Below are 9897 nucleotides of genomic sequence, written 5' to 3'. Positions count from 1 at the left end.
GACTACTACGTGGTCCTCGGACAGCGCGGCCCGACCGCCGTGATGGTCGCGGCCTGGCTGGGCTGGCGCTCCTGGCGGCAGCACACCCTGCGGCCCCTGCTCGCACTCGGCGTCTCACTGCTGCTGCTGAACATCACGGTCGGCGCCGCCAAGTACGGCATGGGCCGCCTGGGACCGCACTACGCGACCATCATCGGCTCGAACGAGATGTGGCTCGGCGGCGATATATTTCCGAGCGGTCACACCGCCAATGCCGTGGTGACCTGGGGAATCCTGGCCTACCTGGCCTCCAGCGCGAGAGCGCAGCGCTGGCTGTCCGCCGTGTCCGCGGTGACCTCGCTCGGCGTCGGGATGGCCACCGTCTACCTCGGTACGCACTGGCTGAGCGATGTACTCCTCGGCTGGACCGCGGGTCTGCTGATCCTGCTCGGCCTGCCGTGGTTCGAGCCGCTGATCGCCCGTGCCGAGGACGCGATCTTCGACCTGCGCGACCGTCTGCGGGCCCGCAGGCGCCGTACCTCGGCGGTCCCGGTCGGCGCGCCGCCCGTCGTGGTCACCCCCTTGCCCGAGCGTGACGACATCGCGGCCCGCTCGTCGCGGGCCACGGTGCATCTGGCGCCGGGCCCGCACACGGTCCGCTCGGAGCGCTCGCCGATCACCCCGGCCGGCAGCCGCCGCCCGCCGCACGGCGAGCGCCACCCGCGCGGTTCCGCCTCGTCGGCCCGGCCCGTGACGGGCGGCTGACCACCGGACGGTACGCACCCCCGCCCGGCATGCGAAGGCCCCGGTTCCGGAGCGGAACCAGGGCCTTCGCCGGATCTCAGCCCTTCCAGGCCCGCGCCACTCGGCCGCCCTTGACCTCGAAGTTCAGCCGGCCCACGCGGTACTCCATCGTGATGATCGCGCCGGGCGGCAGCGCGCGCACCGTCGGCCAGCCGCGCTCACGCGCGAGGCGTTCGGCTTGGCCGGCCTCCAGGCCGACATAGGTGTCCGGGCTGTCGTCGGGTTCCGCGGAAGGTGTCGGAGTCGGTGCCATGCCGCCACGCTATGTCCTGCCCGGCGACCGCGGAAGTCCGGGTCGGCGACCGCGCACGTCGGGTCGCGGCGGTCACTGTCCGCCTCCCGTCACGCTTCTGTCACAAGATCACGACAGGAGTTTCGGGAGCTGTCCGTCACACGGACGAGCGGTTCCGTACGCCTTCCGCAGGCATTCGATCGTAATTCCCGCGTGTCCCATGAGCTCATGGAAAAAGCCCGGCGGAAAGTTCCGGGAGAGGTGCCTTCGAGCTCCGTTCCTTTCCGCTGCCGGACCGGCCCGGCGAAGTCGGCGCGGCACAGGAAATGCATGGCTTCGGCACACAGAGGCCGATACGCCCCCTGTCGGAGCGCGCTGTGACGCGAGCATCATGGCGTGAGCTCGCGGGCACGTGAGGCGCGGGCTGCGGCGGGCCCGGTGCGCGATCAGCGAAGGGGCGAGCGAGCGATGAGGACGCAGACCGTACAGGCGGCGGCGCCGTCCGAGCCGCGGACGCGGCACGGACGGGTGGTGATCGACTGGCTGACGACGACGGACCACAAGAAGATCGGCCACCTCTACCTGATCACGTCGTTCCTGTTCTTCCTGGTCGCCGGAGCGATGGCGCTGCTGATGCGCGCCGAACTGGCCCGCCCCGGACTGCAGATCATCGACAACGAGCAGTTCAACCAGGCGTTCACGCTGCACGGCACGATCATGCTGCTGCTGTTCGCGACGCCGACGTTCGCGGGCTTCGCCAACGAGCTGATGCCGTTGCAGATCGGCGCGCCCGACGTGGCCTTTCCACGGCTGAACATGTTCTCGTACTGGCTGTTCCTGTTCGGCGGGCTGATCGTGCTCGGCTCGCTGCTGGTGCCCTCGGGCCCGGCCGACTTCGGCTGGACCGCCTACGCCCCGCTCAACAGCGCGGAGCGCACGCCGGGCATCGGGGCCGATCTGTGGATCATGGGTCTGGCGCTGTCGGGCTTCGGCACGATCCTCGGCGCGGTCAACTTCGTCACCACGATCATCGGGATGCGCGCCCCGGGCATGACGATGTTCCGGATGCCGATCTTCGTGTGGAACACCCTGTTCACGTCGATCATGATCCTCATGGCGTTCCCGGTGCTCGCGGCGGCCCTGCTGGTGCTGGAGGCGGACCGGCGGTTCGGCTCGCAGGTGTTCGACGCGGCCAACGGCGGGGCGATCCTGTGGCAGCACCTGTTCTGGTTCTTCGGCCACCCCGAGGTGTACATCATCGCGCTGCCGTTCTTCGGCATCATCACGGAGATCATCCCGGTGTTCAGCCGCAAGCCGTTGTTCGGCTATCTGACGCTGGTCGGGGCGACGATGGCGATCACCGGCCTGTCGATGATCGTGTGGGCGCACCACATGTTCGCCACCGGTGCGGTGCTGCTGCCGTTCTTCTCCTTCATGAGCTTCCTGATCGCGGTGCCGACGGGTGTGAAGTTCTTCAACTGGGCCGGCACCATGCTGAAGGGCTCGCTGTCCTTCGAGACGCCGATGCTGTGGGTGACCGGCTTTTTGGTGACGTTCCTGTTCGGGGGCCTGACCGGGGTGATCCTGGCGTCGCCGCCGATGGACTTCCACGTGACGGACACGTACTTCGTGGTGGCGCACTTCCACTACGTCGTCTTCGGCACCGTCGTCTTCGCGATCTTCGCCGGGTTCTTCTTCTGGTGGCCGAAGTTCACCGGGAAGATGCTCGACGAGCGACTGGGCAAGATCCAGTTCTGGGTGCTCTTCGTCGGCTTCCACACCACGTTCCTGGTGCAGCACTGGCTGGGCGCCGAGGGCATGCCCCGCCGGTACGCGGACTACCTCGCGGCGGACGGGTTCACCGCGCTCAACACCGTGTCGACGATCGGCGCTTTCCTGCTCGGCATGTCGACGCTGCCGTTCCTCTACAACGTGTGGAAGACCGCCAAGTACGGCGAGAAGGTCGAGGTGGACGACCCCTGGGGCTACGGCCGCTCCCTGGAGTGGGCGACCTCGTGTCCGCCGCCGAGGCACAACTTCACGACGCTGCCCCGGATCCGCTCCGAGTCTCCGGCGTTCGACCTGCACCATCCGCAGTACGCGGCGGTGACTGCGCAGCCCGAGCCAGAGCGCCATCAAGCCGGTCCCGAGTCGTCCTGATCGCCTCGATCAGCCCGACCGGCTCCAGCACCTCGAACTCGAAGCCCAGCATCATCACGTGGATGACCATCACGTCGAGGCTGCCGGCGCCGCAGCGCAGCAGGCAGGTGTCCGGGCCCTCGGCCTCCAGCACCCCGGCCGAGGGCGAGATGTGCTCGGCGGCCTCGTCCAGTGGCACCAGCAGCCGCACGACGGCGTGGGTGGCGTACGCGCGCGTGGAGACTCCCTGGGAGACGTAGGCGGCGAGGTCCTCCGCGGGGGGCTTGCGCGGAGTGAAGCGCGGGCCGTGCGGCGGTCTGGGCGTGACACGGTCCACGCGGAACGTGCGCCAGTCGTCCCGGTCGAGGTCCCAGGCGACCAGGTACCAGCGGCGCTCGGTGCACACCAGGCGGTGCGGTTCGACGGTGCGGCGGGAGGGCGTGCCGTCGTGGCCGCGGTACTCGAAGCGCAGCCGCTCGGCGTCCCGGCACAGATGGGCGAGCTCGGTGAGTACGGCCGGGTCGACCGAGGAGGGCAGCGTGCTGCGCAGCATCGGCACGGTGACGGCGTTCAGAGCGCTGACCCGGCGGCGCAGCCGGTTCGGCAGCACCTGTTCCAGCTTGGCGAGGGCCCGGACCGAGGTCTCCCCGATGCCGTCTATGCCCTGCCCGGCGGCGGTGCGCAGTCCGACCGCCACGGCGACGGCCTCGTCGTCGTCCAGGAGCAGCGGCGGCAGTTCGGCGCCGGCGCCCAGCTGGTAGCCGCCGCCGGTGCCGGGGCTGGCGTTGACCGGGTAGCCGAGTTCGCGCAGCCGGTCGACGTCCCGGCGCAGGGTGCGGGCGCTGATACCGAGCCGGCCGGCCAGATCGGCACCGGACCACTCGCGGTGGGCCTGGAGCAGGGACAGCAGACGCAGCAGACGGGCCGAGGTCTCCAACATGGGGCGAGTCTGCCAGGCCTTGCGGACAGCCACTGTCCTCAAGGCTCGTAGGCCAGTTGCGGGACGGTGAAGCAGGTGCGGTTCATGTCGCCCTGACCCACCCAGCCCCTGCCGTCCTGCCAGCGGGCCACCGACAGGCAGGTCCTGCTCGTCCTCGGCGGCTCGGGGAGGCGTTCGAACCGGACGGGGAGCAGCAGCCCTCCGGCGGTGTAGCCCTGGCTGCGGTCCATGAACGAGTCGACGCAACGGCGCGTGACGCCCGTCGCCGCGCAGGACTTGGCCGCGTCCGTGAACCACCGCGCGGCCGCCCACCCCTCCAGCTGCCACTGGGAGTGCGTCTTCAGGTCCTTCGTCGCCTCGCGGAACTCCCGTACGGCGGGGTGGCCGGTGTCGTCGAAGTTGCGGCTGGCGCCGGTCGCCCAGAGGGCGTTGCGGCAGCGCGGGGCGTCCTTGTAGTCGTCGGTGACGGTGGACGTCCAGTTCTGCACGTTGGTCACCTTGGCGGTGACGTCGGCGCCGGTCTCGTCCATGGCCTGGCAGAGCCGCGCGTTGCCGTGACCGTCGATGGCGTCGAACACCAGGTCGACTCTCTGCTCCTTGAGATCGGCGGCGACGGCGCGGAAGTTGGGCAGGGCGAAGTCGACCTGCTCGGTGACGACCTTGTAGCCCTCGGCGCGCAGGCCCCGCTCGACCAGCCGGGCGTAGGCGGCCGAGGCGGACTGGTTGTAGGAGACGACGGCGGCGGTGCGGGCGCCGTGCTCGCGTTTGAAGTAGCGGTAGACCTCGGTGCCGCCGTACAGCCTGCCGTCCCAGCCGGCGGTGCCGTCGCGGGGCGCGAGGCTGCCGTAGATGCCGTAGAGGTGCGGGTAGGTGTCGTAGGCGGCGCCGATGGGCTGGCCGCCGATGTCGGGCACGCGCGCGCGTGCGACGCGGGAGGCGCCCGCGTAGTCGAGCGCGGTGGTGGCGACCAGGGCTACGACCTCGTCCTCCTCGACGAGCTTGTGCACGCACTCGTTGTTGCCGACGCCGCTGCCGCCGTCGTCGCAACGGCGTACCTCGACCCGGCGCCCGTCGATGCCGCCGCGCGTGTTGAGCCGCTCGAAGAAGGCCAGGGCGCCGTCGCGCGGGCCGGTGAAGGCGCTGCCGCCGACGGGGCTGGTGGCGCTGGTGATGATGCCGACCCGCAGGGGCGCGGACTCGCGGGGCGGTGGGGTGCGGTCGTCGTGCCGGAAGTCGCTCTCCGGGAGCCGGCTGCCGCAGGCCGCGCTCAGGGAGAGCAACAGGACCGCGGCGAGTGCCTCAGCAGCCCGGGATCGGTGACGCATTGCCGCTCAGTTGCACCAGCGCGCACAGCGTCTTGGCGGACACCTTCCAGGTGCCGTCCTGCTCGACGGCGCTTCCGGAGGCATCGGGCAGGGCGGTCGCGCCCTTCAGGGTGAGTGTGTAGGTGACGTCCGCCCCGGTCGCCGAGGTGAACTCGACTTTGGTGACCTTCGCCTGGACCTGCCCGCCGCGCTCGTCGCCGCTGAAGGCCTGCAGGACCGGGCCCATCCGGTCGCCGTTCTCCAGGACGGCCTGCTTGTCCTCGGCCGAGGTCTTCGGGTCGAAGAACTTCTGCCAGTTCTGCCTGATCTCCGTCTCGGCCGCGGCCCGGTCCGCCGGGGCGCTGGCCGGCGCGCTCGTGGTGCGCTCCGCGGTCGGTGTGGGCGGGGTGCTCTCGCTGCCGCCGCCGCTGTCGTCGCTGCATGCCGCGAGGGCCGGGGCGAGGGCCAGGACCAGGGCGGCCGCGATCGCCGTGCCCCGTCCCGCGGTGCGTGGGCCCCCCGTCGCGTTCCCCCGCCTGAGGTCGCTGCCGAGAACCATCTGGCTCACCACCGGGTGTCGGTCCGGGCCATGTGCGCCCGGTGCTTTCAGGGTCAGCTTCCACAGGGCATAGTGCAAGCGATCGGCCGACTTGAACAGGCAGCCCGACGCACGCACAGCCGAATCCGACGTGTGGGAGCCAGCGATGCGGACCAGCCGACTGCGGACCGTGCATCCCGTCCTGTGGGCCGGCTGGGCCGCCCTGGCCGCCGGCGCGGTGCTGTGCGCCGTGGGCTGGTACGGAGTCTCCGGCGAGCGTTACGCCGAACGGCAGCTGCCCTACCTGGCCTCCTGCACGATCCCCGGGGCCGCTCTGATCATCGCCGGGGCGGTGCTGCTGGCCCAGGGCAGGGGTTCGGTCGCCGCCGCGCGCGTGGAGGAGCTGCACGGCCTGCTGGTGGCGGCAGAGCCGGCGGGGACGGAGGAGACCGGCCGGGCGGCGCTCGCGCCGCTCGCGGTCAGCGGCGACCTGCTGATGGTGCCGGGCGGCACACTGTGGCACCGCGCGGACTGCCCGCTGGTCGCCGGCAAGGCGGAGGCGGTCCCGGTGGACTCCAAGCTGGTGGCGAGCGGTGAGCTGGATCCCTGCCCGATCTGCGAGCCGGCCGAAGAAACCGACTGATGTCCTCGCTGACGTACGACCTCACGCTCGCCGGGCTCTCGGTCGGCAGCGCGGCGGCTCTCACCGGGATCGGCCTGATCGTGACGTACCGCGCGACGGGCGTGCTCAACTTCGCGCACGGCGCGATCGCCATGGTGTGCGCGTACGGCTTGCGGCAGTGCGTGGTCGAGTGGGGCTGGCCGCTGTGGCTCGGGGCGGCGGTGACGCTGCTGGTGCTGGCGCCGGGGCTGGGGGTGGTCCTGGAACGGTTCGTCTTCCGGCCTCTGGCGGTCCTCGGCGGCGATCCGGCGCAGACGCTGGTGGCGTCCATCGGGGTGTTCGTCCTGCTGGTGGGCGGCGCGGCGCTGCTGTGGGGGCAGGGGGCGCGGGACGACGCGCCGGTGCTGGTGCCGGACGAGCCGTGGGGGCAGCTGGCGGTGGTGCTGGTGCTGGCCGCGGGGGTCGCTGCGGTGGTCCGCCGGACGCGGTTCGGGCGGGAGCTGCGGGCCGTGGTGGACGACCGCCGGCTCGCGGTGCTGGGCGGTATCGACGCGGACCGGGTCGCGGCCACCGGCTGGGCGTTCGGTTCGTTCACGGCAGGGCTGACGGGTGTGCTGCTGGCGCCGTACGTGCGGCTCGACCCGTACGGTCTCTCGCTGCTCGTGATGGAGGTCGTCGCCGTCGCGGTGGCCGCGCGGATGCGGAGCCTGCCGGTCGCGGTGGCGGTGGCGCTGGGCATCGGGGTGGCGCAGAGCCAGCTGACGCGGCTGCATCCGCCGGGCTGGGCCGAACCGCTGCTCCAGGCGGTCGGCACGAACCTGTTCGTCGTCGCGTTGCTGGTCGCGGCGCTGGTCCTGCCGGGCGTCGGGGAGCGGGATGCGCTGCCGCGTACGGCCACGGCGCGCGTGCCGACCCCGCCGGGCGCCTGGGTCGTGGTCCTGGTGCTGTTCCTGCTGCCGCTGGGTCTCGCGGGCCGGGACCTGCACACCGCGGTCCAGGTGCCGGCGCTGGCCGTGATCCTGCTGTCCCTGGTGGTGGTCACCGGACGCAGTGGCCAGATCTCCCTGGGGCAGGCCGCGTACGCGGGTCTGGGCGCCCTGTTCACGGCGCTGCTGGCGTCGGGCCGCTTCCCGGGCCTGCCCCGCCTGCCGGAACTGGCGGCCCTCGCGGTGGCGGTCGTACTGGTGGCGCCGCTCGGCCTGCTGACGGGCTGGCCGGCGATCGGCCGCCGGGGGCTGGCCCTGGCGCTGGCGACGTTCGCGGTCGGGGTGGGGGTGAGCCGCTTCGTCTTCGCCCAGCCCTACGCCACGGCGGGCCTCACGCTCGGCCGCCCGGCGGGCTTCGACGGGGACCGGGCGTACTACGTCCTGGAGCTGGTCCTGCTGGCGCTCGCGCTGCCGGCGACGCACGCGCTGCGCCGGGGACGGACGGGCCGGGCCCTCGCCGCCATGCGGGATCACGAGCGGGGCGCGCAGGCGGCGGGCGTCCGGGTGCCGTCCCTGAAGCTGCTGGCGTTCGTCGCGGGCGCCGCGCTGGCCGCGCTGGGCGGCGCCATGCTCGGCATGGGGTTGCGTGCCTTCGACGCGGGCGCCTACGACCCGGTGCGGAGCCTGCTGTGGTTCGCCGCGGTGGTGGTGCTGGGCGCAGACAGCACGCTCGGCGCCCTCGCCGCGGCGGCCCTCCTGGTCGGGTTGGACGCGGGCACACGCGGCGGGGTCGCGGCGGCCCTCGTCGGCATCCTGGCGATCCTGGTGGGCCGCTTCCCGGGTGGCCCGTACGAGGCCCTGCGCACGACGGCGGAACGCCTGCGGCTGCGCCGTACCCCGGCACTGACGGAGGCGGGCATGCGGGCCCGCGCGCTGCTGCACCCGGCGGAGCCGCAGGCGGTGCGGAGGGCACCGGTGCCGACGGGGGCGACGGGCGTGGCGCGGAGGGGGGAGGGCACGGGAGCGGCCGGTCGGCCCGACGGGCGGTGTTCGGGACGGCTCTCCCCGCCCCGGCGCGCCGTCCCCGGCCTGCCGAGCGCCGGCGACCGCCCATCGGCCGTCCGACCCGAGGGGTCCCCGGAGCCGACTCGCGAGCCCTCACCGGCCCCCGGGCCCACGGCGGCCCCCGAACCGACCCGGGAGCCTTCGCAAGCCCCCCGCCCCGAGCCCTCCCAAGCCTCCCTGCGGCGCCGGGCGGTGTCCGCCGGAGCCGCCCCGCTCCCCACTGGCCCGACCGCCGCGGCCCTCCTCACCGCCCGGGGGCTCCACGTCCGCTACGGCGGCTTCACCGCTCTCGCCGGAGTGGATCTGGACCTCTCCCCCGGCCGGGTCACCGCGGTCGTGGGGCCCAACGGGGCCGGGAAGAGCACCCTGTTCCACTGCCTGGCCGGGACGCTGCGGCCGGGGCGTGGGACCGTGCGGCTCGGCGGGCGGGACATCACCGCGCTGCCCGCCCACGCCCGCACCCGGCTCGGTGTCGCGCGGACCTTCCAGCAACTGGCCGTCTTCCCCTCGCTGACCGTGGCCGAGAACGTCCGGGTGGGCGCCGAGCAGGGCCGGGTGGCCGACCCGGGCGCGGTCGAGCGCACCCTCAGGCTGTTCGGGCTCGACGGGCCCGTACGCGCACGGCCGGCAGCCTCACTGCCCACCGGGACGCTGCGCCGTGTCGAGCTGGCCCGGGTCCTCGCGGGCAGCCCCCGCGTCCTCCTCCTGGACGAGCCCGCCGCCGGTCTGGGCGAAATATGCGAGAGGCATGACGCCCGCATTGTTGACGAGTACGTCGAGCGCTCCGTACTCCGAAATGCCGTGCTGCGCCGCGGCGATGACCTGATCCATGTCGGTGACGTCGGCAACCTTGTAGGTGCCGGTGAATCCCGCGGCCGCGATACCGCCGAACACAGTCTTCAGGCCCGCCTCGTTGATGTCCACGCCGACGACTTTCGCGCCCTGCGCAGCCACCTTCTCGGCGATGAGTTGACCGAACCCACCCCCTGCACCGGTGATGAGAATGACCTTGTCCTGCAAGTACTGAGACATAACTGTTTCCTCTTGTTCTGGATTTCGGGTTCGTGGGTCAGACGATGTCGATGGCATCGAGGACTGCGGCGACGGTCTTGCGGTCGCCGGAAACCTCGACGGCAGACCGCCATGCAGATCGGGTGGTCCCCCACCGCAGAAATTCGGCGGCTTGGGTGGTCGCGACGTTCTCCGGCACGTCGTCAGATTCGGTGACGGTCACTCCCCCATCGCCATGGGAGATGACGAAAGTGCGCTCGGTGGCGCCGTTGAGGCGCAGTGCCACAGGCGATGTCAACGCGGTGGCGACAGCTTCGCCGCACATCTGCGGGAGCCC

At 72.3% G+C, this 9897-nt stretch carries 7 protein-coding genes and 2 pseudogenes; 4 read left to right on the top strand and 5 right to left on the bottom strand.

Going from position 1 to position 9897, the window contains the following annotated elements; genetic code table 11:
• Positions 1-744, top strand: a 744-nt coding sequence (locus ABT116_RS35005; RefSeq protein ID WP_351642295.1) for a phosphatase PAP2 family protein, incomplete at its 5' end; no start/stop codon positions are given.
• A 76-nt stretch (positions 745-820) separates the two neighbouring features.
• Here the strand turns inward: ABT116_RS35005 and ABT116_RS35000 are convergent.
• Positions 821-1036, bottom strand: coding sequence for an I78 family peptidase inhibitor (locus tag ABT116_RS35000; protein ID WP_351642292.1), 216 nt, complete (start codon positions 1034-1036; stop codon positions 821-823).
• A 447-nt stretch (positions 1037-1483) separates the two neighbouring features.
• Here ABT116_RS35000 and ctaD point away from each other — a divergent pair.
• Positions 1484-3055, top strand: a pseudogene (ctaD, locus tag ABT116_RS34995) (aa3-type cytochrome oxidase subunit I); the annotation flags it as partial.
• On the opposite strand, the gene ABT116_RS34990 reads toward ctaD, so the two are convergent.
• Genes ABT116_RS34990 through ABT116_RS34980 form a run of 3 tightly spaced genes read right to left on the bottom strand, consistent with a single transcriptional unit; the run spans position 3054 to position 5957 of the window.
• Complete coding sequence (locus tag ABT116_RS34990; protein WP_351642290.1) at positions 3054-4094, bottom strand: helix-turn-helix transcriptional regulator; 1041 nt, start codon at positions 4092-4094, stop codon at positions 3054-3056. The pseudogene ctaD and the gene ABT116_RS34990 sit on opposite strands and share 2 nt — an antisense overlap.
• Positions 4095-4132: 38 nt before the next feature.
• A complete protein-coding gene (locus tag ABT116_RS34985; protein WP_351642288.1) occupies positions 4133-5419 on the bottom strand; it encodes an ABC transporter substrate-binding protein in 1287 nt (428 codons plus the stop codon).
• Complete coding sequence (locus ABT116_RS34980) at positions 5394-5957, bottom strand: MTB12 C-terminal domain-containing protein (protein ID WP_351642285.1); 564 nt, start codon at positions 5955-5957, stop codon at positions 5394-5396. Before ABT116_RS34980 ends, ABT116_RS34985 begins: the two co-directional genes overlap by 26 nt.
• 145 nt (positions 5958-6102) lie before the next feature.
• On the opposite strand from ABT116_RS34980, the gene ABT116_RS34975 reads away from it, so the two are divergent.
• Both ABT116_RS34975 and ABT116_RS34970 read left to right on the top strand, forming a co-directional pair.
• The gene (locus tag ABT116_RS34975; protein WP_351642282.1) at positions 6103-6579 is read left to right on the top strand and encodes a hypothetical protein; all 477 of its coding nucleotides are present in this window, start codon (positions 6103-6105) and stop codon (positions 6577-6579) included.
• A pseudogene (locus tag ABT116_RS34970) lies at positions 6579-9282 on the top strand (ABC transporter permease subunit); the annotation flags it as partial. The gene ABT116_RS34975 and the pseudogene ABT116_RS34970, both read left to right, overlap by 1 nt.
• Here ABT116_RS34970 and ABT116_RS34965 read toward each other — a convergent pair.
• The gene (locus ABT116_RS34965) at positions 9183-9581 is read right to left on the bottom strand and encodes an SDR family NAD(P)-dependent oxidoreductase (RefSeq protein ID WP_351642297.1); all 399 of its coding nucleotides are present in this window, start codon (positions 9579-9581) and stop codon (positions 9183-9185) included. The pseudogene ABT116_RS34970 and the gene ABT116_RS34965 overlap by 100 nt on opposite strands.
• Positions 9582-9897: the final 316 nt, after the last annotated feature.

It is taken from the genome of Streptomyces sp. NPDC002130, from assembly GCF_040296465.1.
Classification (GTDB): Bacteria; Actinomycetota; Actinomycetes; order Streptomycetales; family Streptomycetaceae; genus Streptomyces.
This window is presented reverse-complemented; position numbering and strand designations above follow the sequence as displayed.

Coding starts and splice junctions, on each gene's coding strand:
- ABT116_RS35000 (WP_351642292.1), bottom strand. CDS start 1,036: ATGGCACCGACTCCGACACCTTCCGCGGAACCCGACGACAGCCCGGAC.
- ABT116_RS34990 (WP_351642290.1), bottom strand. CDS start 4,094: ATGTTGGAGACCTCGGCCCGTCTGCTGCGTCTGCTGTCCCTGCTCCAG.
- ABT116_RS34985 (WP_351642288.1), bottom strand. CDS start 5,419: ATGCGTCACCGATCCCGGGCTGCTGAGGCACTCGCCGCGGTCCTGTTG.
- ABT116_RS34980 (WP_351642285.1), bottom strand. CDS start 5,957: ATGGTTCTCGGCAGCGACCTCAGGCGGGGGAACGCGACGGGGGGCCCA.
- ABT116_RS34975 (WP_351642282.1), top strand. CDS start 6,103: ATGCGGACCAGCCGACTGCGGACCGTGCATCCCGTCCTGTGGGCCGGC.
- ABT116_RS34965 (WP_351642297.1), bottom strand. CDS start 9,581: ATGTCTCAGTACTTGCAGGACAAGGTCATTCTCATCACCGGTGCAGGG.